The 26,301-nt window shown below is 29.2% G+C and carries 25 protein-coding genes; 17 read left to right on the top strand and 8 right to left on the bottom strand.

Annotated elements, in window-relative coordinates:
• Window positions 1-43: 43 nt before the first annotated feature.
• Window positions 44-1,216 carry an iron-containing alcohol dehydrogenase gene (locus QMG30_RS02700; RefSeq protein ID WP_281811980.1) on the top strand — a complete coding sequence of 391 codons (1,173 nt, stop codon included), beginning with the start codon at window positions 44-46 and terminating at the stop codon, window positions 1,214-1,216.
• A 146-nt stretch (window positions 1,217-1,362) separates the two neighbouring features.
• Here QMG30_RS02700 and QMG30_RS02695 read toward each other — a convergent pair whose 3' ends face one another.
• Complete coding sequence (locus tag QMG30_RS02695) at window positions 1,363-1,764, bottom strand: DUF805 domain-containing protein (protein ID WP_281811978.1); 402 nt, start codon at window positions 1,762-1,764, stop codon at window positions 1,363-1,365.
• A 245-nt stretch (window positions 1,765-2,009) separates the two neighbouring features.
• Here QMG30_RS02695 and QMG30_RS02690 point away from each other — a divergent pair, with 245 nt between their 5' ends.
• The 10 genes from QMG30_RS02690 to QMG30_RS02645 all read left to right on the top strand — a co-directional run bounded on the left by QMG30_RS02690 (window position 2,010) and on the right by QMG30_RS02645 (window position 13,453).
• Window positions 2,010-2,453, top strand: a complete 444-nt coding sequence (locus QMG30_RS02690) for a 3'-5' exonuclease (RefSeq protein WP_281813384.1) — start codon at window positions 2,010-2,012, stop codon at window positions 2,451-2,453.
• Window positions 2,454-2,555: 102 nt separating this feature from the next.
• Window positions 2,556-2,738, top strand: a complete 183-nt coding sequence (locus tag QMG30_RS02685) for a DUF6472 family protein (protein WP_281811976.1) — start codon at window positions 2,556-2,558, stop codon at window positions 2,736-2,738.
• Between the two features lie 31 nt (window positions 2,739-2,769).
• The gene (locus QMG30_RS02680; RefSeq protein WP_281811974.1) at window positions 2,770-3,282 is read left to right on the top strand and encodes a hypothetical protein; all 513 of its coding nucleotides are present in this window, start codon (window positions 2,770-2,772) and stop codon (window positions 3,280-3,282) included.
• Window positions 3,275-4,081 (top strand): nucleotidyltransferase domain-containing protein, encoded by an 807-nt coding sequence (locus QMG30_RS02675; protein WP_281811972.1) that lies wholly within the window; start codon window positions 3,275-3,277, stop codon window positions 4,079-4,081. The genes QMG30_RS02680 and QMG30_RS02675 overlap by 8 nt, the downstream gene beginning before the upstream one ends.
• Window positions 4,082-4,116: 35 nt before the next feature.
• Window positions 4,117-5,010: a hypothetical protein gene (locus QMG30_RS02670; protein WP_281811969.1), complete on the top strand. Its 894-nt coding sequence runs from the start codon at window positions 4,117-4,119 to the stop codon at window positions 5,008-5,010.
• A gap of 167 nt (window positions 5,011-5,177) precedes the next feature.
• Entirely contained in the window at window positions 5,178-6,743 is a 1,566-nt protein-coding gene (locus QMG30_RS02665) for a PucR family transcriptional regulator (protein WP_281811966.1), read from the top strand.
• A 458-nt stretch (window positions 6,744-7,201) separates the two neighbouring features.
• Complete coding sequence (locus QMG30_RS02660; RefSeq protein ID WP_281811964.1) at window positions 7,202-9,208, top strand: FAD-dependent oxidoreductase; 2,007 nt, start codon at window positions 7,202-7,204, stop codon at window positions 9,206-9,208.
• A gap of 85 nt (window positions 9,209-9,293) precedes the next feature.
• Window positions 9,294-10,544, top strand: coding sequence for an MFS transporter (locus QMG30_RS02655; RefSeq protein WP_281811962.1), 1,251 nt, complete (start codon window positions 9,294-9,296; stop codon window positions 10,542-10,544).
• A 180-nt stretch (window positions 10,545-10,724) separates the two neighbouring features.
• The gene (locus tag QMG30_RS02650; protein ID WP_281811960.1) at window positions 10,725-12,209 is read left to right on the top strand and encodes an SLC13 family permease; all 1,485 of its coding nucleotides are present in this window, start codon (window positions 10,725-10,727) and stop codon (window positions 12,207-12,209) included.
• A 125-nt stretch (window positions 12,210-12,334) separates the two neighbouring features.
• Window positions 12,335-13,453 carry a PRK06851 family protein gene (locus QMG30_RS02645; protein WP_281811958.1) on the top strand — a complete coding sequence of 373 codons (1,119 nt, stop codon included), beginning with the start codon at window positions 12,335-12,337 and terminating at the stop codon, window positions 13,451-13,453.
• 99 nt (window positions 13,454-13,552) lie between these two features.
• On the opposite strand, the gene QMG30_RS02640 is transcribed toward QMG30_RS02645, so the two are convergent.
• Window positions 13,553-14,548: a Gfo/Idh/MocA family protein gene (locus tag QMG30_RS02640; RefSeq protein ID WP_281811956.1), complete on the bottom strand. Its 996-nt coding sequence runs from the start codon at window positions 14,546-14,548 to the stop codon at window positions 13,553-13,555.
• A 300-nt stretch (window positions 14,549-14,848) separates the two neighbouring features.
• Here QMG30_RS02640 and QMG30_RS02635 point away from each other — a divergent pair, with 300 nt between their 5' ends.
• Both QMG30_RS02635 and QMG30_RS02630 read left to right on the top strand, forming a co-directional pair.
• Entirely contained in the window at window positions 14,849-15,733 is an 885-nt protein-coding gene (locus QMG30_RS02635) for a LysR family transcriptional regulator (protein WP_281811954.1), read from the top strand.
• Between the two features lie 125 nt (window positions 15,734-15,858).
• Entirely contained in the window at window positions 15,859-16,845 is a 987-nt protein-coding gene (locus QMG30_RS02630; protein WP_281811951.1) for a YeiH family protein, read from the top strand.
• A gap of 70 nt (window positions 16,846-16,915) precedes the next feature.
• Here QMG30_RS02630 and QMG30_RS02625 read toward each other — a convergent pair whose 3' ends face one another.
• On the bottom strand, window positions 16,916-17,464 hold the full coding sequence (locus tag QMG30_RS02625; protein ID WP_281811949.1) for a hypothetical protein: 549 nt from the start codon (window positions 17,462-17,464) through the stop codon (window positions 16,916-16,918).
• Between the two features lie 173 nt (window positions 17,465-17,637).
• Between QMG30_RS02625 and QMG30_RS02620 the strand changes: the two genes are divergently transcribed.
• Window positions 17,638-17,796, top strand: a complete 159-nt coding sequence (locus QMG30_RS02620; protein ID WP_281811947.1) for a hypothetical protein — start codon at window positions 17,638-17,640, stop codon at window positions 17,794-17,796.
• Window positions 17,797-17,843: 47 nt separating this feature from the next.
• Here QMG30_RS02620 and QMG30_RS02615 read toward each other — a convergent pair whose 3' ends face one another.
• Window positions 17,844-18,023 carry a DUF1540 domain-containing protein gene (locus QMG30_RS02615; RefSeq protein ID WP_281811944.1) on the bottom strand — a complete coding sequence of 60 codons (180 nt, stop codon included), beginning with the start codon at window positions 18,021-18,023 and terminating at the stop codon, window positions 17,844-17,846.
• A 336-nt stretch (window positions 18,024-18,359) separates the two neighbouring features.
• Here QMG30_RS02615 and QMG30_RS02610 point away from each other — a divergent pair, with 336 nt between their 5' ends.
• Window positions 18,360-19,388, top strand: a complete 1,029-nt coding sequence (locus QMG30_RS02610) for a beta-propeller domain-containing protein (protein ID WP_281811942.1) — start codon at window positions 18,360-18,362, stop codon at window positions 19,386-19,388.
• Between the two features lie 56 nt (window positions 19,389-19,444).
• Here the strand turns inward: QMG30_RS02610 and QMG30_RS02605 are convergent, their stop codons facing one another.
• The 4 genes from QMG30_RS02605 to QMG30_RS02590 form a co-directional block, all read right to left on the bottom strand.
• On the bottom strand, window positions 19,445-20,305 hold the full coding sequence (locus QMG30_RS02605) for a DegV family protein (protein WP_281811939.1): 861 nt from the start codon (window positions 20,303-20,305) through the stop codon (window positions 19,445-19,447).
• Window positions 20,306-20,451: 146 nt separating this feature from the next.
• Window positions 20,452-20,844, bottom strand: coding sequence for a hypothetical protein (locus QMG30_RS02600; RefSeq protein WP_281811937.1), 393 nt, complete (start codon window positions 20,842-20,844; stop codon window positions 20,452-20,454).
• Window positions 20,845-20,864: 20 nt separating this feature from the next.
• Window positions 20,865-21,611, bottom strand: a complete 747-nt coding sequence (locus QMG30_RS02595) for a coiled-coil domain-containing protein (protein ID WP_281811934.1) — start codon at window positions 21,609-21,611, stop codon at window positions 20,865-20,867.
• Complete coding sequence (locus tag QMG30_RS02590) at window positions 21,589-22,125, bottom strand: MotA/TolQ/ExbB proton channel family protein (RefSeq protein WP_281811931.1); 537 nt, start codon at window positions 22,123-22,125, stop codon at window positions 21,589-21,591. The genes QMG30_RS02595 and QMG30_RS02590 overlap by 23 nt, the downstream gene beginning before the upstream one ends.
• Before the next feature lie 457 nt (window positions 22,126-22,582).
• Here QMG30_RS02590 and mgtE point away from each other — a divergent pair, with 457 nt between their 5' ends.
• The gene (gene mgtE / locus QMG30_RS02585; RefSeq protein ID WP_281811929.1) at window positions 22,583-23,911 is read left to right on the top strand and encodes a magnesium transporter; all 1,329 of its coding nucleotides are present in this window, start codon (window positions 22,583-22,585) and stop codon (window positions 23,909-23,911) included.
• Window positions 23,912-24,651: 740 nt separating this feature from the next.
• Window positions 24,652-26,292, top strand: a complete 1,641-nt coding sequence (gene rho, locus QMG30_RS02580) for a transcription termination factor Rho (protein ID WP_281811927.1) — start codon at window positions 24,652-24,654, stop codon at window positions 26,290-26,292.
• Window positions 26,293-26,301 lie beyond the last annotated feature (9 nt).

Raw genomic sequence — 26,301 nt, 5'->3', positions numbered from 1 at the left:
GCTGTAACATCATAAAAATTTATTAAGGGAAAGGGATAATATTATGGACAGAAATAACTTTAAGTATTATATACCAACAAAAATATTATTTGGTAGTGGGATGATTAATAAACTAGGTGAGATTAAATTACCTGGGAAAAAAGCGTTAATAGTAATTTCTTCAGGAACTTCTATGAAACGTTATGGTTATTTAGATAAGTTATGTAGCCTTCTACAGAAAAATTCTAGTGAATATGAAGTATTTGATAAAATTAAACCAAATCCAACATATGATAATGTAATGGAAGGTTCAGAGATAGCTAGAAAATGTAATTGTGATTTTGTTATAGGTCTCGGTGGTGGAAGTAGTATTGATGCTGCAAAAAGTATTGCTGTGATGGCAACTAATGAAGGGGATTATTGGGACTATATTCATGGAGGTAGTGGCAAGGGTTTACCAATGGAAAATAAACCATTACCAATTATAGCAATTACTACTACAGCAGGGACAGGAACAGAAGCAGATCCATGGACTGTAATAACTAAAGAAGATACTAATGAAAAAATCGGTTATGGTAATGAAGATACATTTCCAAGTATTTCAATTGTCGACCCTGATTTAATGATGAGTGTACCTCCAAGACTTACAGCATATCAAGGATTTGATGCTCTATTTCATGCCACAGAAGGGTATCTTGCAAATATATCTAATGAAATGAGCAATATGTATGCCCTTAAGAGCATTGAATTAATTGGAAGATCCTTAGCAAAAGCTGTTAATGATGGTGATGATAAAGAAGCCAGAGCTGATATAGCCCTTGCAAATACTTTATCTGGTCTAGTTGAATCAACATCTAGTTGTATATCAGAACATTCATTAGAACATGCACTAAGTGCATATCATACAGAGTTACCTCATGGAGCTGGTTTGATAATGATTTCTGAAGCTTATTATAGATTTTTTATGGACAAGATACCTGACAAATTTATAGATATGGCAATCGCACTGGGAAACAAAAATGCTAATAACTCTATGGATTTCATTAATATGTTATTGAAACTCCAAAAAGATTGTAATGTTGATAATCTGAAATTATCTGATTATGGGATAAAGAAAGATAATCTGGAAATGTATGCTAAGAATGCGATGGATACTATGGGCGGATTATTCGAAAGAGACCCATATGAAGTGACATTACAAGATGCAACCAATATACTTAAGCAGGCATATAAATAGTAAGATAGTTAATGGATATGGATGGTAGAAATACCATACTAATAGACATATAAGTAATAGTATAGGTGTAATGAATAGAATGGTAGCAGTCAGGTTAAATGATTGCTACCATTTTTTATCATATAAGGTAATTAGATAATTACTTTCTATTCATATGGATAATGATCATAATTTAGTGGGTCATCACCATAATAATTACCATCATTTTTACCTGGTGCAAAGAGTAGATATAGTCCAAAAATTGCAGGAATAATTTTTACGAATGGTATTAGAGATAAAAGTTCAATAAGAACGAACCATCCAGATAAGTTGAGGTCATGCAATCTTCTGATAGTAAGACTTATACCTGATATAAAGCATATTATAAGTACTAAAAAATAAATTATGATTAAAATATATGTACTTGTTCGCATTGAGAAATACAAATTATACATTGTTATATAATAAGCTATTCCTATAATTATTGATAATGGTAGCCCATATAAAAAATACCTTAATCTATTTAGCCTACCTTTAAAATTAAAAAACATTCCCCTTAATTGTTTCACATTTAACCCTCCTATTAAATAATATATAACAATATAATACCATAAAATTATAAAATATAAAATAATTATACAATATTTAATAAAAATGTAAAATATGTGGCATAATAATATAAAAAGTGATATTATATGCATATAAAATTATTATGGGGATGAATATATGTAGTTAAATATAGATCAAAAGAGAATAATTGAAACAAAACCGAATGGACATATGTTAATCAAGGGAGTAGCAGGATAGAGCTAGAATACTTTCAAAGAACTATAGAACGACTACTGAAATTGCAAAGGCAGCATATAGTTTAATTGAAAAGGATGATAATGTAACAAGTAATATTAATTACGTAAGACCATCCGTTATAGATAGGCAGGGAGAATACCCATTATATATGCATTTTTGTTCAGAAGAAAAAGAATTAGAATATATCAGCAATGAAATCAGCACTAGATTATATAAAAAATATAATCTTAAAGATATTGCAATAATTGCAAGAAAAAAAGGTCAGTTATATAATGCCAAGGATTTTTTAATTAAAAGAGGTGTCAATGCTGATATTATAGACAAAAGAAATCCTAATTTTGATAACGATTCCGTTAAGTTGATTACTATGCATTCAATAAAAGGATTAGAATTCAATGTAGTAATGATAATAGGAGTTAATAAAGATATTATTCCAATTCTAAAGAAATGATTATAATGTGTTAATTGACACACTATAATCATTTTACTATAATGTACCTAATAGATGTGCCAGTATTACCTTCGCTGTTATCTAATGAAAGGATTGTTAAGAATGAAAAAAAATCAATGTGATTATTGTCTATATTTAACCTATGATGGAGAAACTGATGAATATTATTGTTCACTGAGCTTGGATCAGGACGATGTAGAGAAATTATCATATAGCCGACATGATGGTTGTCCTTATTTTCGTATGGGTGATGACTATACTATTGTTAGGAAACAAGCATTTTAGTATATAATAAAAAAATATTATGAGGTGGAAAGTGATAATAAATATAAAAAATAATATAGAGGATATTATTAAGACTAATAGAAATAGTAACATTTCCCTTAAGGAGTATCTTATAGGAATTCAATATACTTCAAAAGATTTTAATATGAAAAATGAAATCAGAATTTCTGACTTTATAACAATATTGGATAAAGCATTTAGTAAAGTTCCTAATAGTAGTTTTCATGATGAAATACAATTTAGTAAAAAACCACCAATGATTGATGAAGAAGATGGTAATTATAATACATTTAAAGATATCTTATTCTTTCAAATCAATGATCTGAGTTGTATAGAAAAAGATGAAAGTTTAATTAATAACGAGCTTAAGTATTTTGGTATTGATTCTCAAAATGGAAATAGATGGTATAATTTTAACCCGTTTACTTATTTGAAATGTGCTTCATCATGGTTGGTAGACTATTATGGAGAGAGTTCACATATTGATTATATCAGTTGGGGGATGTTTGCAATTTTTTTGGAAATGGGAAGATCATATGAGTAATATGTTAAGTGAAAGAAGGGATAAGTATATGAGAGATGTCATACTACAGAAGTTAGAAGATATAGAAAAAGAGTATCAAGTAAAAATACTATATGCAGTTGAATCAGGAAGCAGGGGTTGGGGCTTTGAATCCGAAGATAGTGACTATGATGTACGTTTTATATATATTCATAGACCAGAATGGTATTTGTCCATTAGAGAAAAAAGGGATGTTATTGAATTACCTATTAACGATTTGCTTGATATTAATGGATGGGATTTACGCAAAACGCTAGTGCTGTTTAAAAAATCAAATCCTACATTACTTGAATGGCTGAGTTCACCAATTATATATCGTGAAAGTACCAACATGGTTAATGAAATCAAGGACTTATTGAAGGATTATTTTTCTTCTAAATCGTGCATTCACCACTATTTGCACATGGCAGAAAGTAACTATAGGGAATATCTCAAGGGCAATGAGGTAAAGGTGAAAAAATATTTTTATGTACTTAGACCAATTATGGCATGTATGTGGACTGAGAAGTATGGAACACAACCACCAATGTTGTTTGAAGACCTTATGAATGACCTTGTTTTAAATGAAAACTTAGTTGATGAAATAGATAAATTACTTGCTATAAAACGGAGTGGTAATGAAATAGATAAACACAAGAGAGTAAATATAATAAATGATTTTTTAGAAGAAAAAATTGATTATTACAATAATTTTGTTAAAAAGTTGAATATGAAAAAAAACAATGATCTTGATGCATTAGATAATCTATTTAGAAGCACTTTGTCTAATGTATGGGAATGAATATTTACAAATAACTAAAAAGGGAGTGATGATATATGGATAACAATAAAAAATACAATATCTTGATTATAGGGTTAATTGTAATAATAATATTGATTATACATCAAAATACAAAATTCAAAGAAGAAGTTGAATTCTTAGAAAATCGTCTTTCAAGTGTGGAATCTAATTTAGATAATGCAATAAACAATATGAACAATAGTATTTCAAATGAAGTAAAGAACCTTTTGAAAGAGCAGCAAAATGTTGTGTCAGATTACAAGTCTACATATAACGGTATAGATACAGATAAGGAAATTGTTAATACATTAATTGAGTTTACACTAAAACAGACAGATGGAGATTCGAAAGTTTGTCTTAATATATCTACACATGATGAAACAGTAGGAAAAGAATATGAGTGTATAACCACTGATGGTTTGAATTATTCTTGCCAAGTTGAGTTATCATATAATGAGGATTATATAATTGATATGTATCAAAAATCAGCTGATGGAAGCAGGAATAAGCTTAATTCTGATTCATACTATGATAATGTAAAGAATGAGTTTGATAATAGAGTAGGATTAATGGGAAGAGGTACAAGTACTAATGATGAAGGTACAGATTTTTCATTCTCATTAGAGAATAAGACATTTGGGGAACAGAGTCTTAAGATTAAAAGAGTGGTAGCTAAAGCATTCTATGAAAATAAGGAAGTTTTTATGAAAGATGTTACTGAGTATAACATAGTAAATTCAAAAGCTATAGAAAGAATTAATTTAATGATAGCTGCTGGTGATTTTGATTCTACACAAGTTCCTGAAATAGAGTATAGCCAAATTTCTACAGATAATAATGGTAATGAATATGGTAATTATATAGTTAATATTATGCATTCCGAAACGGGAGTCGCTGTGATAACTATCCTGATTATAGTTATAAGGTAATTGTTACATTTAATAATGGTAATGTTATTGAATTATAGAAGTAGATCATTAGTAATAATAATTTGAATCAAAAAAATATAAGTTATGATAATATACATGTGACACATACTATAATCATGAAGAACATTTAATTATTGTATTATTTATTTCTAATATTAGGAGGATCTATGTTTACAATTACTAATATATTATCAAAACTAAACAAGTATAAATATAGTTACAACGAGCCTAGAAACATTGATAAATTATATTCTTCAATAAAGTTGTACAGTGAGCAAGATCAAATAGTTTTTTTTGAAGATATAATATATATAATTAAATCATCGGATTTATATAAATTAGTTGACATGGATTTGAAGGATATTTGCCTATTTGTTATTGATGATTATAAAAGCAACTTAGAGTTAGTTAACAATATGGAAATTGTTTGCTTTTCAAAAATTACAAATGCCCAAAGGCTACTTAACGATTCTATAAAAGCTATAAACTTTTACGAAATAACAACTAAGGCTCAGAAGGCTATAATAGATGCATTAGTAAACAATAGGAGTGTTGAACATATATTAGAAGTTGCTTCAAGTTTTATAAAAAATCCTATAATTCTATTTAATCTTTCTACAAATATATTAGCTGTATCTTGTAAAGATGTTTTAATCTCTCATGGTGATGAAGCGATAAAAGAGAATTTTGCCAAGGGATACAATTCATATGATATTTATCAACAATACAACATATCAAAAATTGTTAATGCAGTAGAAAGAAGTAAAACCCCTTATGTGCATACTAGACCTGGTGAAAATATAAAAAGGCTACTAATGCGCATATTAGTTGATGGGAAAATGGTTGCATTTTTGAATATTCAAGAGTTAGTAAAGAAATTTGATGAAGTTGATTTCTTTGTTATGGAATTCCTTGCTCAGGTACTATCTATCAAACTCCAGTTGATACCAAATAAAATATTTTTTAATGATGAACCTATAGAGAATATATTGATTGAATTAATAGAGGATAAATTCAATTCTATCGAAGTATTTGTAGAAAGGGCTAAGCCATATAATTGGAATCTTGATAAAAACTTTTTTTTACTAAATATTACACGTCGGTATAACAATGAAAAAAATATGAATGATACTAATTTGTTGGCATTAAAAAGATATCTTGATGAACTTTTGCCATATTTCAAATCGGTGTATTATAATGGTATGTTGACTATGTTAATAGATTTATATGATAAGATATCAATCCCAGATACTATAGAGAAAACCATTGTAAATTTCTTGAAAGATAATAGTCTTGTCGCTGGTCTAAGTTGTTATTTTACCAATATATTGGATTTTAGCAAGTATTATAAACAAACAATGAATCTAATACAAATGGGAAGCCGGCTGAAAAATAAAGATTATTTATATAAATATGAAGATTTCTATTTTATAAATATACTTACGAACCTAGAAAAAGTCAGGGATTTAAAAGAATTCTGTATACCACAGATATACAAATTAATGGAATATGATAAAATTAATAATTCAGACTTATTTCATACATTGGTAGTCTATTTAGAAAACAGTAAAAACATATCCGAATCCTCCAGTTATCTATATATCCATAAAAATACCTTAAGATACCGTTTGAGCAAGATATCAGAAATTTTACAAATGGACATTGAGAGTGGAAGTGATTTTGTCAAATTGTACATGTCAATTCAAATTATAAAAATACTTCAAGTAGATTAAAAAATGGATTCGATAATCTCAATTAACTATTTTTATATTAATAATTATAGCCCTATGGTAGTATAGATGATTACACCATAGGGGTTTTTTTGCGTGCTATATTTTGTACGTATCATAATCACATAATTAATAGAAAAATAGTTCGGGTTAATTTGTTAGAAATTAGTCAATGAAATAAGCTCAATTTAGTCGAAAATTATATCTGATTTTAACAATACCTATTGATTATTAATTGCACTATAGATACTAACGCGTAATATATACTTACTGAAACAATAAAAAGATTGTACAAAAATCTAAATTGACCATTACCAATTTGTACGAAGTTTTAAATATCAGTTAGTGGTATTGACTTTATATTAAATATACTGTTAAAGTATTAACAAAGCCGGTTAGCACAATAGAACTTATATAAGTCAAAATAAATAATTGTACTTGATTTAGAGGAGGTTAATTAATTGAATTACGAAAAGTTATTAAAACCAGGTAAAATAGGAAATCTAGAGCTTAGAAATAGGACTATCATGCCAGGTATGGGAACAAATCTAGCTGGTGCAGACGGAACTGTGTCGGACGTAATCGTTAACTATTATGCTAGGAGAGCCAACGGTGGAGTAGGAATGATAATAACCGAGGTTTGTGCTCCTGAACCAGAGGGTTGTGTTATTCCTGGAGAAATTGAGTTAACAAGTAGAAAATTTATGCCAGGAGCAAGCAGAATTCCTCATGCTGTTCATTCAGGAGGGGCTAAAATTTGTCTTCAACTAGCACATGGTGGATGTTTTTCCAGTGAAAGTGTAACTGGAGTTCAACCTAAATCGCCCTCAGGAATAGGTACTTTCAGATTACCTAATGATACTCCAAGAGAAATGACTATTGAAGAGATAAAAGATTTAATTGAAAAATATGGTTTAGCAGCCCAAAGAGCAAGACAATGTGGTTTTGATGCGGTGGAATTACATGGAGCTCATGGATATATGCCTCTACAATTCCTTTCTGCATATACAAACAGAAGAACGGATGAATATGGAGGAAGTCTTAAAAACAGAGCAAAATTTGCATTAGAGACTATTAAATCTATTAAAGAACATGCAGGAGAAGACTTTCCTTTGATTTATCGTATGTCAGCTGAAGAGTGTGTTCCAAATGGAGTAACTATTGATGAAGCAGTCGTATTTGCAAAATGGGTACAAGAAGCAGGTGCAGATGCCATAAATGTTTCTGCAGGTACATGGGATTCAAAATTTGATGACTATAATGCTGTTATGAATGGGGAGGCTTCTCCAGAAGGAAAAAATCTAAGCAATGGAGTTGCGACTTCAATGTGGGTACCACCTAACTATACTAAAAGAGGAACCCTTGTACATCTTGCTGCAGAAGTTAAAAAACATGTTGAGATACCTGTAATAGCAGCAGCTGGTATATCTCCAGAAATGGGTGAAGAAGTACTCGAGAAAAAAGATGCTGATTTTATATGTATAGGACGTCAGATCATTGCAGATCCAGATTATGTACAAAAGCTTGCCGATGGAAAAGCGGAAACTATTCGTCGTTGCTTACGTTGTAATGATTGCCTTGGTGAAGTCAACAAATCTTGTGGTATTTCCTGTGCAGTAAATCCTGAAGCAGGTAAAGAATACGAGGGTTATACATATGTAGTTCCCACAGATTCCAAGAGAAGAGTAGCTGTAGTTGGAGCAGGTCCTGCTGGATTACAGGCCGCATTAACAGCTAGTGAAAGAGGCCATGATGTAACACTTTTTGAAAAGAACAATAGACTTGGTGGAGCACTATATTATGTAAGTTTGCCCGATTTCAAGCAGGATTATCGTGAATATACGAACTATATAATAAATGCAGTGGAAAATAGTGATATAAATATAGAAACAGGTACAGATGTAACAACTGAATTACTTGTAAATAAAGGTTTTGATACAGTGATTGTCGCAACGGGTGCAACAACATTTATCCCCCATATAAAAGGAACAGACGATACTACAATCTTAGACCCACTAAAGGTATTAGACGGAGATATTCCTGATGGTACAGATATCACCATATGTGGAGCAGGATTAGTTGGTTGTGAAGTGGCCATGTTCCTTGCAGAAAAAGGGAAAAAAGTCACTATGGTAGATTTGACTCCTGAGCCTGCAATGGGTTTGACCATGAGTACAAAATGGGTGCTTAATTCAAAATTAGCAGAGCTAGGTGTTGAAGTCAAGGTTAAACATAGAATTGAAGAGATGACTGGAAAATATGTTAAATGTTCGGTTAATGGAAAAGAAGTTGACTTTTCAAGTGATGCCGTTATTTGTGCATTGGGATTAAGATCAAACAGAAATCTACTAGAAGATCTTAGAAAGAATTCCAAGGGGATTACAATAGTTCCGGTTGGAGATGTAAACAGACCTAGGAAAATTATGCAAGCTGTTCATGAAGGATTTCATGCTGCTAGAATAATCTGATTTTCAAATATTAATTCCTCAAGGCAGCAAACAAGGTCTGCCTTGGGTTGAACTAAATAAATAAGACATTCAGGAGGGTTTAACTATGAATAAGAAAAGTTGGTATGCATGGGTTGTTTTATTAGGTGCTGGAATGATTCTTTTTTCAGTAACTGGGTTAATATATAACACACAATCTTTATATATTGCTCCTATATTAGAAAAATTTCCAGAGTTTTCTCGTGCTTCTTTTACATTAACAATTACCATTTCTAGTATTGTGATGGCAATTCTTTGTATGTCCTTAAGTAAAGTTGTAAAAAAGATCGGTGTTCGTAAGATGACTATGATCGGAGGAATTACTGGTGTTCTTTATCTTTTTATCAACTCTATAGCACAAAGTTTAATCGTGTTCTATTTATCTGCTGTTTTATTAGGAATTACTATAACTTTTTGTGTTGTCGTTACTGCGCCAACATTAATAAATTCTTGGTTTGCTAAAAACAGTGGTACATTATTGGCAATTGCAACTTCTGTTGGATATGCCGGTAGTATGATCTTTAGTCCAATCATCGGTAATTGGATTCAAACTTATGGATATCAGGTAGCGTATAGAAATAATTTAATATTCGTTGCAGTTATTATGGCTGTAGGAATTCTGCTAATTAGAGATAATCCTGATTCAGAAGTTGGTCCTTTATGGGCTGATAAAGAATCTGATACTAAACAAAACACAAATAGTAAGATTGCTGTTGAAGGACTTACTCTTGCTGAGGCTAAGAAAACAAAGAGTTTTTATTTATTGTTATTCTGTGCTTTTGCGTTGTCTTTTTCCATAACTTCTACCATGCAGACAATGGCAGTCTATGCACAAGGTCTAGGATATAGTTCTGTTTATGCAGGTGTTATGATGAGTATTTATTCTATTGTTAATGTAGTTGCAACGGTTCCATGTGGTTTCCTTTGTGATAAATTAGGTGTTAGAACTGTTATAACATCGGGTGCAGTTGCATTTATTGTGGGAATTCTATTGATGATGAATGCAGCAGTTCTACCTTCTTATACAATGTATGTAGTAGCTGGTTTGATTGCTTATGGTATGATAATGCCATTAGTTCCTATCCAGTTATCTGTTAAGCAAGTATTTGGTTTGAAGGAGTATGCAGGAATCTTAGGTGTCGTTTCTTCTGCACGTACTATAGGAGCGGCGATTGGTATGCCTGCTTTACAATTGGTGTACGATATTAAACAATCTTATAATATTGCTTTTGTTATTTACATTGCAATTGCAATAGCAATTATAATAATGATTGGACTTGCTACATCTAAAAAGAATTTAGCAAATGTTAAAGGATAAAATATAATAAAAAAGTTGAAAATATTATAGAGACATATAAATAAAAGCTTATGTGATTTTAGGGCTTAAAAGCCCTACTTTTTTGTCTTATTGGAAAGACTTATTTTTTAAACATATGAAATAGTAGCGTTTTCATATTATTATATTTTAGGTTGGTCCTGCTTGGAGGAGAGACATAAAATGACTAATGAAAATAATAAGATAGTTCAGCAAGGAAAATGTACAAGAACTGTACATAATAAACACTATATTGATATGGTTGTTATTATATTTTTAATGTTTGGTTTTGGTTATCTACCTACATTTTTAACTGTAACAAGAATGGGTATGCATATGCTTGGTATATTTCTTGGCTGTATTTATGCATGGACATCACAAAAGATGGATTGGCCGAGTCTTTTAGCTTTAATTGCTATGAGTTTTACAGGATATGGAACACTTTCAGAAATAATTTCTTCAGCTTTTGGACATGAAGTCTTATGGATAGTTATGTTTAGTATGTTATTATGTTATTCAATAGACAATACAGGAATTCTACCTATAATCTCAAGAAAGATACTATCTATAAAATTTGCACGAAAAGGACCATGGGCATTGGCATTTGTTTTTATGATAGCAGCAGCGATTACAGGATTTTTGACAATAAATGCACTTACAGTTATATTATTGCTCTGGAAAATCTTTTATGACGTAGCGGATCAACTGGATCTTAAACCTCATGATCCTTATCCAACTATAGTCTTGATCATGATAGTCATAGCAGGTACAACAGGATCTGTGATTGCACCATACACTGGATTTGTATTAATGTCTTTTGGAATATTAGATAGTGTAATACCCGGTGTTATTGTAAACCCATTAGCTTATTCTGTAACGGTACTTATAATAAATGTAGCAATTTTTGTAGCTCTAATACTATTTTTCAAATATATATTAAGGATTAAAGTTAGTTTTAGACCTATACAGATAAATGACGAAGATTTAAAAATAAATTCAAGGCAAAAGATTATGTTAGGATTAATTGCACTTCTTATTATAACAATGATGATACCTAATCTATTACCCGAAGGAAATATATTTAGAGTCTTCTTTGTAGACAAATTAGGTTCTCTAGGTATTATGATAGGGATAAACATAGTGCTAGCTCTTATAACCAAAGATAAAGAAAATTTCACTAATATCGCACAGTCATTTAAAGAAGGTATATCATGGGGATTATTTCTTATGATTGCAACAGCTTTAACAATTTCAACAGCGTTAGCTTCAGAAAGTACAGGAGTTATTGAAGCTATAGTACATATATTGAATCCAATTTTAGAAGGACATTCTTTATTTTGGTTGATGACTATTATTGTAGCGATATCTGTTATAGCTACAAATTTGATAAATGATATGGCTACACTTTCAATAATAACACCGATTGCTATAGTATTTGTTGTTAATGCAGGAGGTGACCCTGCTGTTATTGTCACATTGCTTGCTTTTACATGTATGTTAGGATTTTTTTTGCCTGCAGCTTCAGCTATGGGTGCTATAACACACGGTAATGAATGGTTAACTCCGAAACTTATCTATAAATATGAGTCTATTATGATTGTTATTATAATTATAGTGACTTCTTTGATAGGTGTGCCAGTAGCTAATTTAATTTTTGGATTGCTATGATACAATAATACATTATGGGAAAAACTAATAATTTATTAATTAACCATTATAAATTTATCACATATTTTCAACCTCACTAATAATATTATTAATATATAAATAATTTTTAGTGAGGTTTTTGATTCATGGAAAAAACATGTAAAATCAGACATCTATTTCCTGGCGGTAATACTACACAAGGATTTTTTTCATACTATGATAATATTTTAAGTCAAGAGGAAGCAACTAGAATTATCTGTCTAAAGGGAGGACCAGGGGTTGGCAAATCAACATATATGAAAAGAATTGGTAAAGCTATGGAGGAAAAGAACTATAGCGTAGAATACTTGCATTGTTCATCTGACCCTGATTCGCTAGATGGTGTATTGATACCAGCTATAAAAGTTGCAATAGTTGATGGGACTTCACCACATGTAGTTGATCCGAAAAATCCAGGAGCAGTAGATTACATTATCAATTTAGGTGAATACTGGGATGAAAAAGGCATAAGAAAAAACAGAAAACAAATACTTCAAGTCAATAGTGCTGTAAGTAAATTATTTAAACGTGCATATAAATATTTAGCAGCAGCTAAAAATCTATATAACGATATTCTTCTAATACATCAAGATGCAGTTAATAAATCAGGAGTTTATATAGAAGCAGATAAAGTAATAACAAAAGTATTTAAAGATGTAGCTGTATCTGAAAAAGTAGGAGAAATTAGAAAACTATTCGCTAGTGCCATAACTCCAAAAGGATTCGTTAATCATCTGGATTCCGTTGTAGGTTGTAATGATAAAGTATATAGAATAATTGGTGAACCAGGAACTTATACATCAAAACTCCTCCATTTAATTATGGAAGAGGCAATGAAGAGAGGTCTTGATGTTGAAGCCTTTTATTGTCCTATAGATCCTGTTAATAAACTTGAACATCTCATTATTAAAGAATTAGGGGTAGCCTTTATTACAACCAATGATTTCCACAATCTAGATGTTGTTAACTCTAAAATTATTGATATGAATAAATACATCGATTATACTATTCTCAATCAGTATTTTGATGTACTACAATATGATTATAGATTATATAAAGAATTACTTGATACTGCAGTTAAAACTATACATGATGCTAAGAAATCACATGACTATTTAGAAACATTGTATGTTCCACATATGGATTTTGATAAGGTTAAAGAAAATGAGAAGAACACATTAAATAAAATACTAGAATATATACAAGAAGTTAATGTAAAATCATAAATTCTATTCATAAATAATAAAATGGGTATATAAATAATCTGTTAACAAGCCTATAGAGATTATAATATATCCATTTTTATTGTTTTGCGTAATAGAGGTTTATTGAATATCTATCCATCTATTCATATCAATAGATTCAAAAATAGCATCAATCACTTTCATATTATTAATACTTTCATTAATGTTTAAAGGTACGTCAAGATCTTCTCTTACAGCTTTAGCAAAAGCTTCAAACTCCAATTGATATTGATTAACAGGGTTGAATTCAACATTTCTTTTACCAACACTAGTTTCAATAATTATATTGCTTTTGGTATCATAGAAGTCATTATATGGTATGGGTATAGTAATCTTGCCACTTGTACCATATATGGAAACTTCTTGCTGAGGATAGGATTGAGTACTGATTGTAAATAAACATCTGGATTTACCAAAGTCAATAATTGCAGATGTAAGAATATCAGTGTTGAAATTTGGGTCAAACGTAGCGACACCTATAGCACGAGTTGGTTCAGAATTTGAAATATATCTAGCTGTAGATACGGCATAACATCCTAAATCATATATTGAACCTCCTCCATATTCTTTAATATTTCTTATATTATTAGGGTTAGTGTTATTAAAGGTGAATATAATATGAGTTGATAGTACATCTCCAATTTCACCTTGTTCAATGATTTGATAGACTTTTATCCATTTGGGATGAAATCTATACATAAAACCTTCCATCAATTTAATACCTTTACCCTTTTTATTAGCATAATCAGAAATTTCTAATGCTTCTTGCGAATTTAAGGTAATAGGTTTTTCACAAATAACATGTTTACTAGCATCAATACTTTTTTTAATCCATTCTTTATGAAGATGATTAGGTAATGGGATATAAACCGCTTCTATATTATCATCTTGTAATAATTTCTCATAAGAATTATAATATGTGTCGATATTCCATTTGGTTGCAGCTTCTTTAGCTTTTTGTTCACTTCGTGATGCTATAGCAGTAATCTCAATGCTATTAGAATCTTTCAATGGCTGATAACATCTTAAGAAGAAATGACGAGAAATACCTAGAATTCCGAGTTTCAATGGTTTCATAATTTATTAAATCCTTTCTTGGAGTTTTTAGTTATTATTATACAACCTAATTTTATAATATTACATAGTAATATACAATACATAAATATTGAGATAATCACATAATTCCTAATTTAATTCTATACGCAAAATATGTAGCTTATAAGGATAAAAGGAATCAAACACATTGTAATATAGAAATTACTGGAAGGTAATTATGCAATTATCTTAATTAAATATTTCTATATTTTTTTTTTAATCCTTTTAAATATAGTAATTTATTGATAGAATAAATATTAATTATCGAATAGAGGGAATGCCATGATTGATTTCAAATTATTAACATTTATTACAGTAGCCAAAACTAAAAATTTTACTAAAGCAGCAGATATTTTGAATATTACTCAACCTGGAGTTTCTCAACATATAAAAGCATTGGAAGAGTATTATAAAGTAAAGTTATTTAACAAAAAAGGCAAACAAATGGAGTTGACAAGTGAAGGGACGTTGCTTTTTAATCATGCAGAAGAAGTTAATAGAATGAGTAAACTGATTAAATACGAACTCCATAATAAATCATCTATCTTCAATAGATATTACGTAGGTGCTACATTGACAATAGGAGGTTATGTGCTACCTAAGCTTATCGGTAGATATAGGAAAAAACATGAAAATACAGATATTATTTTATATGTGGAAAATACTGAATCAATAATAAAAAGACTATATAACGGAGATATTTATTTAGGTGTGATTGAAGGACCTTTTAATAAATCTAAAGTTAATTATGAAAAACTTAGAGATGATGAATTAGTATTGGCAGTTTCTTATTTACATCCATTTGCATCAAAGGAATCAGTAACAATAGAGGAAGTGTTGAAAAACAAATTAATTCTAAGAGAAAAAGGTTCAGGAACTAGGAAAGTTTTTGAAAATAAGCTTATTAATAGTGGGTATAGTTTAAAAGATATGAACATCTATATGGAAATAGGTGATATAACAGCATTGATATCTCTGGTAGAATCTAATTTAGGGTGTACTATCATATCAAAAGAGGCAATAAAAGCATCTGTAAATGCCAATACAATAAAAATAATTCCTATTAAGAATTTTGATATCATTAGAGAATTTAATTTTGTATATTTAGATGAGTCTCAATATGATTTCATAAATGATTTCATTGGTTTTTGCAAAGGAGATAATTGAGAGATCATACATCGTATTAATTTGATATAAGATAATTTTATGCTAATATAATTTTTTATAATTTCCACTTATGAGTATGTACTGGTATAATTACTTTTGAAAAAAATAAAAGGGAATGAATATTAATGGATAAAATGATTAAAAAGTATGTACCAGGTATTGTTTTTGTATTAGCTATTTCTATTGCATCAATGTTACTAAATGATACACTTAAGGTCTATATCAACTTAGAGGCACTTACAATAGCTATTATAATAGGTATTATCTACAATAATACTATAGGGACACAAAAAGTTTTTAATGATGGAGTAAAGTTTTCTTTGAAAAAATTACTTAAGGTAGGAATAGTTTTACTGGGATTTAAATTAAATATTAATTCATTATTACAATTGGGACCCAAAATACTAATAATGGTTATGGTATATGTACCAGTGGCTCTAATTTTATCAGTGATGTTAGGAAAAATATTTAAAGTTAACAAGAAATTATCTACTCTTATTGGTGTTGGATCATGTATATGTGGTGCATCTGCTGTAGTTGCTATGGCTCCATGTATTGGTGCAGATGATGATGACTCAGTAATATCAGTATCTATAGTGAGCTTTTTAGGTGCAATTGGGGTGTTAATCTATTCAGGGGTAGCAGCTAGCCAAATGGACTTATCAGCGATTCAATATGGAGCTTGGTCAGGACTTTCGCTACATGGTGTTGCACATGCTCTTGCTGCTGCATTTGCTAGAGGTAATGAAGCTGGAGAAATAGGAACTATTGTTAAAATGACAAGAGTTCTAATGCTTGTTCCAGTATCAATAGTTTTAAGTCTTACATTCAACAAGAGAGGAACTGATAGTAAGAAAGCTAAGTTTCCTATGTATGTACTATATTTTGCAATAGCGGGAATTATAAATTCATTGGGGATAATTCCAACTAGTATCACTGATATATTGACTAAAGTAAGCTCGATATTTATATTAATGGCTATGACAGCTATGGGATTATCCGTTAATTTAAAAAGTATATTAAATAAAGGTGTAAAAGCATTAATTATAGGAACAGTATTATTTGCTATTTTATCAACAGGAAGTCTTCTGGTAATTAGGAATATCTTATGATTAATAATTTGTGAAAAAAACGTGTGCTAAAGCACACGTTTTTTATTAATATGATATTATATACCTTAATTTATAATGTTGGCGGGTAGATACCAACCATATCTGAATTATGAATGTAGATATAGTCTTTTGGTTCTGGTTCGATAATAACCAAATGTACCATTCCATCTCTATTTATACCTTTGATATAAACATTAACTCTGCCATAACCAGGAATATAAGTGCTTATTATCTTACCAATATTATCTTTAATAACTGGTGCAGGAATATATTTTAATGAGGGTTCCTTTTTACCATCTTTTCTTCTAGGCTTAGATTTTTTTGGATTAGGATTCCTTTCATTTCTAGGGGGGGTATTTCTAAAAGCAGGAAATACATTCCATGGATTAAAATTATTGTTATACTCATTAGGCATTTCATTATTAGTGTCATTATCATTATAGTTTGGTTGTTGCATCGGTGGATTAAAATCATAAGGATTCTGTTGATGAGGTTCTCCTTCATAATAACCATCAAATCTTAGACCTGGGAAAACACTCCAGGGATTATATTGTTGTTGATTAGGATTTTCATCTATATCGTAATGTTTTTTTTCATCTGTCTTAATGTAAGGACTCACATAAATCACCTCCTATATTATATTATGGAAAAGCTGTTAATTTGGGGATAAGTATTTATATATAAAAATATGATTTTAAATATTCTAGAACAATTTATGTAATATTGAAAAGATATATGGTTAAAATACTTATATAACTATTTTATAAAATAAATAATGATAGGAGTAATGATATGAATAAAAAAGAAGAAAATGGAAATAAAAATAAAAATGTCAATTATAATAAAGATGTACCAGATTATAGCTACAATATGAATAATAAACTTAATCCTACTCCGACAGATGATTATGATGAATTTGCAAAAGAATTAAATCCTGATGATTTTGAATGATTAATGAAGAATAGATAACCTTTATTTCAAGGTTATCTATTTTTGAATTATTTAGCTTCAAAACTAGCGCAATCAGTAATTTCTTGTGTCTTAATTGAATTAGATAAATTGGATTCACTTGAATTAACTACTTTTATGTGATCAAGTGAACAGTAATCATTGTTAGTGTGGTACTTACACTCTTCTACCGTACATCCAATACTAGCATTATAATTTCCTAATTCCATTAATAAAACTCCTCTCTAATTCATTTTCAAGATAAATATTTGTTTCTAATTCTTTAATGTTGGAAGATTTGTGCACAACGACAAAAAAAGTTATAGATTAATACATAAAAATATTTTATGACTATCATATATATTTAGCTCTTTTTATGAATTAACCATAATATTAATTTCTCCTAAAATAGATGTATTATGCATATCAAAAAATGTATATCAAACAAAAAAATATATTATTTACAATAGTAGGAAAAAATCAAAAAAGAAGTTTATTATAGTATATATGGAACAATATGGATAATAAAATCGTCTAAAACAATATAAAATAATAGGGGATCAGCTATGAAAAAAAATATTTGTAGAATAGGAATGCTTTTGATTGTATTGGTCAGTATAGGTAGTTATATAATAATCAATAAATCTGCATGTGTGAAAAATGAAGTAGATAGTATTAAAGAAATCAATTCATTTGAATTACCTACAATAAAATCAAAAAAAGAATTTGTCAGATTAATACAAGATAATATAGTATATAATAATGCACTTCATAGTACTGGAAATATAACTGGATTCAATAACTCATCTGATAGAGAAAATCTGATTTTTGATGATGATAATGAAGGTATGGTTGGAGGGGATGTGATAAGAATAGATAATAAGTACATATATATCGTTAACAATAATATATTATATATTGTAGCTACTAATCATCAAAAATTAGAAGTTATAACAAAAATCTATTTGAAACATGAGACAAACATATCTGAAATTTTTATTGACGATGATAAGTTGATAATCATTGGAAATAGATCCGGATTTCATTTAGGTGAATTACCTGTTTCTACTAAAGAGGAAAAGACTACAGTTGAGTATCAACATCGTTATGATGTGAATAGAGGTACATGTTATGTTAAAATTTATGATTTAAATAATATTTATTCACCCAAAATAGTAAAAGACTATACTTTTGACGGTAATTATATTTTAGGTGAAATTATAGAACATAATCTTTACATGGTATCTTCTAGATATGTTAATTATTATAGTAATGTTATTCTGGAATGTAATGTTAATGAAACACTACTACCAGTTTTTATGGATAATATAACAAGACAGAGAAATATAGTTGATTATGATGAAATTAAATATTTCCCTGGTTCTATAGAAACTTCCTATTTAGTAACTATTGGAATTAATTTAGTTACTATGGAAGATGGACCTGATGTTGATGTTTATTTAGACACTTCAGGAAATATTTATCTATCAGAAAATTACTTATGTGTGAGTTCATATGATTGTAAAAACGATAACACTACAATATATGAATTTCTACTGAATAATGGTCATATTAAAGAGAATGGAAAAAGATAAAAGAAAACAGTAAAAAACCTTTAGTTTTTTAACTAAAGGTTTTACGCATATATTGTTTAATCATCTAATTTATTTAAGAAGAATATAGATAATGTACCTGGTCCCGAATGAGCACCTATTGCACATCCAACATCTCTTATTACAAATTCTTTGATACCAAATTTCTCTTGCAGCTTATCTTTTATTGTTAGAGCTGTTTCAATATCATCAGCATGATTTATGGCAACAATCTGTTCACCGAGTCTGTCACCGCGCTTTTCAGTTATTTCAATCATTCTGCTGATGGATTTTTTTCTTCCTCTTACTTTTTCAATAGGAATCAATTTACCATCTTCTACATCAAGGATCGGTTTAATATTAAGTACTGTTCCAAGTACAGCAGCTGTTTTTGAAACACGACCACCCCTATAGAGATATTCTAGATCATCTACGGTAAATATATGTTCCATGTGTTCTTTATAATAGTATACCTTTTCTATAAGCTCTTCTTTTTGAACGCCTTTTTTTGCTTGTAGTGCAGTTAGATAAACTATTAAACCAAAACCTAAAGAAGCGGCTTTGGAGTCGATAACAGTTAAATCAAAATCAGGGTATTCTTCTTTAATATCTTGTTCAACTATTTTAGCAGTCTGAAAAGTACCAGATAGTTCTGAAGAAAAGGCTATATAGATACATGGCTCATTAGAAGTAGCATATTTCTTGAACATGGAATGAATACTTTCATAAGTGGCTTGAGCTGTTTTCGCTACACCACCTGCACGCATATATTTAAAAAGTTCTGCAGGTTTAACATCTACGTTATCTCTATATTCTTTATCATTCATATAAACCATTAATGGAAAAACGTCTATATCAAATTTACTAATAATATCGTCAGGTAAATCACATGCGCTGTCTGTTATAATTTTTACGTTCATACGTTTCCCTCCTCAGATAATTATAATTATATTGTACACTAATTTTTTGATTAATACTATATGTTTTGCTATTTTTGGGGTGGATTGTAAATATATCATATAATTAGTTCATCTTATATAAAGGTATATGCAATATATAATTTGTATTATTCTATTATTGTTGATGTTATCGTTTGGAGATTCTTATTGTTTAATAAATTTTCTATTTTGGTAAAAGTTTCATTATAAGCTCCATTGTCCATAAGATTGATTGTGGTATTTTCAGGATCTAATTTAGCTAATTTTGACTCAAGGTCATCTATACTGATTGCCTTATCATTGAATGTAATTATATCATCTTTAACAACAATATTAATGTAGTCATTCTCTTGATTATTACTACTGTTGGATTGTGCAGTATTAGAAGAATTATTTAAATCAATCTTGAAGTTGAACCAATTAAACCCAAAATTATCAGCTCCTAGAAAAACCAGTAACCCTAGTATTATTAGAGTTAAGAATAATTTACCTTTTCTTTTTTTTCTTCTGCCTTGTGACATTTTGAAATTCTCCTTTTCAATTAATTTTGTAAAACGTATTTAGTCTTAAATATTTTATCTGTACCATGTTTTTGTTGCAGTTCTTTTATAGCATCCCAAACTAAATTGAATGCATATCTATATACATGGTCCTCTTCACTTAATGTAATTAGTATAAAAGTATAGCCACCTTCTCTATCGTCAATAATCTTTTCGATTATATCTTTTATTTGTTCTTTTTTGTTTTCCTTAGATTCAACAGATGTCATTTCTTCTAGTGCAATATAAGTATTGGTATCTTTTCCATTAATAAAGAACTTGTTTTTATTGGATTTTAGTTTAATATCAATAAAGAAATATTTTTTTGATATTGTTTCATATTTGTGTATTTGTTCAAGTATGGAATCATCATCAGCCAATTTTCCTATATCTTCACTATCAGCTAATTCTTCTAATGTGTGTTTATTATTAGTAAACCATTCAGCCATATTATTAGATACGGTCATTAACGTCTCTCTTTCATTAGCGATATCAAAAGAGATTTCGTCCATATCCTTACTTAGATTATCAACTTTATTTTTAAGTTCTATAATATTATTTTCTAACTTAGCTATTTGTTCGTCTTTTTCTTCTATTGTAGACTGTAACTCACTATTTATTTGTTGCTCACCATTAAGTTCGCTATCTTTCTCAGAATTAGTAGCATTCACATTTAACATAAATGCAAAAAGTAATATTAAAACAACGTCAAGCAATGGGGTTAAATCAAGAAATGTTTTTTGGTTCATTTTCATCACCTTTATTAGTATATCTATCTATTCTATTAATCAAAAGATTGAAATTGTCATCATTGAAAGCTATTTTAGGAGATATGGTTCCATCTATGGCTTTAAAGATTATAGCACAAACTAATCCCCAAAAAGTTGAAGTTAATGCTGTTGTGAAATTCAGCATTATTGTATCACTACTAAAAGAAACCAGTCTAAGTAGTGATATAATGGTTCCGAGTATACCCATTAAAGGGAAAATTGTTGTTATTGATACAAACACATGATAACATTTTGTTTCTTCTTCTTTCAATTTACGTAATAAGTGTAAATCTATTTCAGAATCATTATTCTTTCTAATTGAATCAATAATCTGTTGTATAGGAATATATATGGTTGGATGTAGTGAGTGTTCTAACTTAGCATTAGATTTTTTTAATTTCGGTAGAATATAAAAAAGATTAACTAAAGCTAGAATAATAATTAAGCCATCATAGCCAAGTAAATTTTTAAATATAATTACAAAAAACTTCATAGGTTACCCCCTAAAAATTATGTTTATATAATAGATTAATTTTCACATAACAAATTATACCATAAAATGAGCTATTGCATAGAAAAAAATGTAATTTGTCACCAAGTGATCAAGGAATGAATATATTAAAAAAAGCTAGACAATATTTAAATAGTGTAGTAAAGTAACAATGATAAGAAAAAATGTTCTATAGCTTATTTAATTAAGTTAATATGGTAAAGAATATTAAAAAGTAATCATGTCATGTAAAATCTCAATTATTATATAAAATTCAACTGAAATTCTATATGTAATATAATTTATAAATATAACTTGGAAAGGAGATGGTAGCATGGACGCAGGACCTGGGTGTAGTCATAATAAAATTAAATATTTTCTACCATCTTTAAACCAAGAGTTTTAAATAAAGATTCTCTTTGTTTTATGTATGGTAGAAATACATAAAGGGAGGATTTATATGGATTTAAAAACACTAAGAGAGCTATTAAGGAACAAACAACTATCTGAGATAAAAAATGGATTATCAGTTCTCCAAGAGGCTGATATAGCTGAATTACTAGAAAACATAGAAGTAAAAGAATCCTTATTAATTTTTAGATTGCTGCCAAAAGAAGTAGCTGCTGAGGTCTTTTCCTATTTTGATGTTGAAAGACAATCAGAAATTTCATCATTAGTTAGTGATAAGGAACTTGCAGATATAATAAATGAATTGAATTTCGATGATAAAATCGACTTGATTGAAGAAGTGCCTGCTAATTTAGTAAATAGGATATTACAACATTCTACAGCAGTTGAGCGTAGATTAATTAATCAGTTTCTGAATTATCCAGAAGATTCAGCTGGAAGTCTTATGACTATAGAATTTGTCGGTCTGAAAAAAGAGATGACAGTAAATCAAGCCATGGATAAAATACGACGTATCGGTCTTGATACAGAGACTATTTATACAAGTTATGTGACAGGTACAAAGAGAACACTAGAAGGTATTGTATCATTAAAAGATCTGGTTTTAAGTGAAAAGGATACTATTATTTCAAGTATTATGGAAAAAGGTGTTATATCTGTTAATACTCATGATGACCAAGAGTATATTGCAGAAGTGTTTAAGAAATACAATTTCTTATCATTACCAGTGGTTGATAATGAGAATAGATTAGTTGGTATTATTACCATTGATGATATAGTTGATGTAATGGAAGAAGAAACAACTGAGGACTTTCAACGTATGGCTGCGATAGAGCCTACAGAAATAGAATATTTAGATGCATCAGTGCTTGTATTAGCAAAAAAAAGATTACCTTGGCTAGTTATACTTATGTTTTCAGCTTATTTAACTGAAATGGTTATGGATCAGAATAATTATCTAATCGCTCAATTTGCACTTGCAATATATACTCCCATGCTTATGTCTACAGGTGGTAATGCTGGTGCACAATCAGCAACTTTAATAATAAGAAGTATTACTTTAGGGGATATAAAATTTCCAGATTTTTTTCGTGTGTTATGGAAAGAAATAAGAGTAGGCTTAATTGTTGGTAGTACACTTGGCGTATTAAACTGCATTAGAATATATTTTACAGATGGAAACATATTAAAAGCTGGCATGGTAGGTTTAACATTAATATGTACAACTACTTTTGCAGCGATTATTGGTGGAACACTTCCAATATTAGCTAAGAAGTTAAAACTTGATCCAGCGATAATGGCAAGTCCAATGATTACCACAATAGTGGATGTAACAACTTTACTAATATTTTTTAGAGTAGCATCACTAATTTTGGCATAGAATTATTTGCATTATTATAGTTATTTATGATACAATAACTTGAATATCAAATATAGAGAATATTATTAAGGTAAATTTGATTATTATAATATATTGTATGGAATGCAAACGAGGAGGAAAAAATAGTAATAACAACTAAATTTGATTAGAGTTGATTATTTAGAACAGTTATGTAAAAGTTATAGAAAAATAACCATGTATATAATTCAATAAATACTTTAGCTCCAACAAAAGACTATTAAATAAATTAGAAAAACATATTTGATAGTAATTATAGAGCTTAAATAAAAATAAAAATATTTACCATAAAAATGTGTTAATTTACTTTTTTATGGTATAATATATATGATGTATAAGATATTTCCATATATAATAAATTAGTTATTATATTATTATCATTTAACAGACAATTAGCATTGCTAAAACTAAAACGATATTGGACTAAAACAAATCTTAACTAAATATAGTTCAATATAAGCATGTCCAATTTATATTCATATGACTTATCATTAGTATTCCTAATATAATATGTATTTTATATATTAAATATTAAATTGTAATAAATTTAATTTATTAATGTTTGCTTATTAATAATCATTAGGGGGACAAACTTTAGCAAATATTTATATTGGAAAATTTTTATTAATATTTTAAGTCTAACTAATATAACTTATTTGATATAATTATTTACATAGTTTCGGTTGGAGTAATAATTAATTAAAAACGGAAGGGGTGCTCTAATGAGTACAGATTTCAAAAAATTCACTTTAGCTGAGCTTCGCAAGAAAGCAAAAGAGATTGGCATTAGAAGTGTTACAACATTCAAAAAAGCAGAACTTGTGCAAATTCTTACAGAAGTTGAAGCTAAACAACAAAAAGAAGAAAATAATGTAGAACCAGAAAAAAAACCAGAACAAGAACTAGAATTGAAACAAGAAAAAAAAGTAGAAAAGACCTCACAACCTGAATTGAAATTAGAGAAAAAAGAAATGAAACAGCCTAAATCCAAAAAGGAAAAAAAGGTTCAACCAAAAGTTGTTGAAAAAGAAGAGAATAACAAGGAACTTAAAAATAAAGAAAATGTTGTTAATAAAGTAGAAAATAAAAACATTAAAATAAAAGAAGAAAAAAAAGAAATAAAAAGAGAAGTCACTAATGTAGCCAAAGAAGTGAATAGGGAAATCAAAAAGGAAGTTCATAGGGATAAACCTAATAAAAATGTACCTTCAGATTTTCAAGATCTAAATAGTGGCGAAATAGCTTATGGAGTATTAGAAGTATTACCAGATGGATTCGGTTTTATTAGATGTGCTAATTATCTACCGGGTGAAGATGATGTTTATGTATCACCATCACAAATTAGAAGATTTAATTTAAAGACTGGAGATTTAATAATTGGTAATATTAGAGTTCCAAAAGAAAATGAAAAATTTAGAGCATTACTATATGTCCAGTCTGTAAATGGCGATTCACCTGCTAATGCTTCAAAGAGACCAAATTTTGAAGATTTGACACCTATCTTCCCAAATGAAAGAGTTCGTCTTGAAACCGTTTCTTCAGAGTATGCTACAAGACTAATTGATTTTGTTGCACCAATTGGTAAAGGTCAAAGAGGTATGATTGTAGCTCCTCCAAAAGCAGGAAAAACAACGCTACTCAAAAAAATTGCTAATGCCATAACAACCAATCATCCAAATTGTCATCTTATTGTTTTATTAATCGATGAACGACCAGAAGAAGTAACTGATATCAGACGTTCTATTAAGGGCGAAAATGTAGAAGTTATATATTCTACTTTTGATGAATTGCCTGAACATCATAAAAGAGTTTCAGAAATGGTATTGGCAAGAGCAAAAAGAATGGTCGAACAGAAAAAAGACCTATATATATTACTTGACAGTATTACAAGGCTTGCCAGAGCTTATAACTTAACTATTCCACCTAGTGGTAGAACTTTATCTGGAGGTCTTGACCCAGCAGCACTCCATATGCCTAAGAAATTCTTTGGTGCGGCTAGAAATATTGAAGAAGGTGGAAGCCTTACAATACTCGCTACTGCACTTGTAGAAACGGGAAGTAAAATGGATGAAGTTGTATTTGAAGAATTCAAAGGAACAGGAAATATGGAGTTGGTTCTTGATAGAAAACTATCTGAAAAAAGAATTTTCCCAGCTATTGATATTGCAAAATCCAGTACTAGAAGAGAAGACCTTCTATATACTAAAGAAGAGATGGATGCAGTTTACAGGCTTAGAAAAGCAAGTAGTAATATGCGTTCAGATGAAGTTACAGAAAGTATCTTGAAAGTTTTTGTCAAATCCAAAAACAATAAAGATTTCTTCAATACAATCAACAACAATTTATTGGATAAATACAGATAGATCATAAAT

Origin of the sequence: Vallitalea longa (assembly GCF_027923465.1) — a bacterium.
Lineage (GTDB): Bacteria > Bacillota > Clostridia > Lachnospirales > Vallitaleaceae > Vallitalea > Vallitalea longa.
This window is presented reverse-complemented; position numbering and strand designations above follow the sequence as displayed.

What these genes read in the sequence shown, in the direction of transcription:
- QMG30_RS02655 (WP_281811962.1), top strand. Translation starts at nt 9,294, where the DNA reads ATGAATAAGAAAAGTTGGTATGCATGGGTTGTTTTATTAGGTGCTGGA.
- QMG30_RS02685 (WP_281811976.1), top strand. Translation starts at nt 2,556, where the DNA reads ATGAAAAAAAATCAATGTGATTATTGTCTATATTTAACCTATGATGGA.
- QMG30_RS02650 (WP_281811960.1), top strand. Translation starts at nt 10,725, where the DNA reads ATGACTAATGAAAATAATAAGATAGTTCAGCAAGGAAAATGTACAAGA.
- QMG30_RS02600 (WP_281811937.1), bottom strand. Translation starts at nt 20,844, where the DNA reads ATGTCACAAGGCAGAAGAAAAAAAAGAAAAGGTAAATTATTCTTAACT.
- QMG30_RS02700 (WP_281811980.1), top strand. Translation starts at nt 44, where the DNA reads ATGGACAGAAATAACTTTAAGTATTATATACCAACAAAAATATTATTT.
- QMG30_RS02630 (WP_281811951.1), top strand. Translation starts at nt 15,859, where the DNA reads ATGGATAAAATGATTAAAAAGTATGTACCAGGTATTGTTTTTGTATTA.
- mgtE (WP_281811929.1), top strand. Translation starts at nt 22,583, where the DNA reads ATGGATTTAAAAACACTAAGAGAGCTATTAAGGAACAAACAACTATCT.
- QMG30_RS02590 (WP_281811931.1), bottom strand. Translation starts at nt 22,125, where the DNA reads ATGAAGTTTTTTGTAATTATATTTAAAAATTTACTTGGCTATGATGGC.
- QMG30_RS02620 (WP_281811947.1), top strand. Translation starts at nt 17,638, where the DNA reads ATGAATAAAAAAGAAGAAAATGGAAATAAAAATAAAAATGTCAATTAT.
- QMG30_RS02635 (WP_281811954.1), top strand. Translation starts at nt 14,849, where the DNA reads ATGATTGATTTCAAATTATTAACATTTATTACAGTAGCCAAAACTAAA.
- QMG30_RS02615 (WP_281811944.1), bottom strand. Translation starts at nt 18,023, where the DNA reads ATGGAATTAGGAAATTATAATGCTAGTATTGGATGTACGGTAGAAGAG.
- QMG30_RS02670 (WP_281811969.1), top strand. Translation starts at nt 4,117, where the DNA reads ATGGATAACAATAAAAAATACAATATCTTGATTATAGGGTTAATTGTA.
- QMG30_RS02675 (WP_281811972.1), top strand. Translation starts at nt 3,275, where the DNA reads ATGAGTAATATGTTAAGTGAAAGAAGGGATAAGTATATGAGAGATGTC.
- rho (WP_281811927.1), top strand. Translation starts at nt 24,652, where the DNA reads ATGAGTACAGATTTCAAAAAATTCACTTTAGCTGAGCTTCGCAAGAAA.
- QMG30_RS02665 (WP_281811966.1), top strand. Translation starts at nt 5,178, where the DNA reads ATGTTTACAATTACTAATATATTATCAAAACTAAACAAGTATAAATAT.
- QMG30_RS02605 (WP_281811939.1), bottom strand. Translation starts at nt 20,305, where the DNA reads ATGAACGTAAAAATTATAACAGACAGCGCATGTGATTTACCTGACGAT.
- QMG30_RS02610 (WP_281811942.1), top strand. Translation starts at nt 18,360, where the DNA reads ATGAAAAAAAATATTTGTAGAATAGGAATGCTTTTGATTGTATTGGTC.
- QMG30_RS02595 (WP_281811934.1), bottom strand. Translation starts at nt 21,611, where the DNA reads ATGAACCAAAAAACATTTCTTGATTTAACCCCATTGCTTGACGTTGTT.
- QMG30_RS02640 (WP_281811956.1), bottom strand. Translation starts at nt 14,548, where the DNA reads ATGAAACCATTGAAACTCGGAATTCTAGGTATTTCTCGTCATTTCTTC.
- QMG30_RS02645 (WP_281811958.1), top strand. Translation starts at nt 12,335, where the DNA reads ATGGAAAAAACATGTAAAATCAGACATCTATTTCCTGGCGGTAATACT.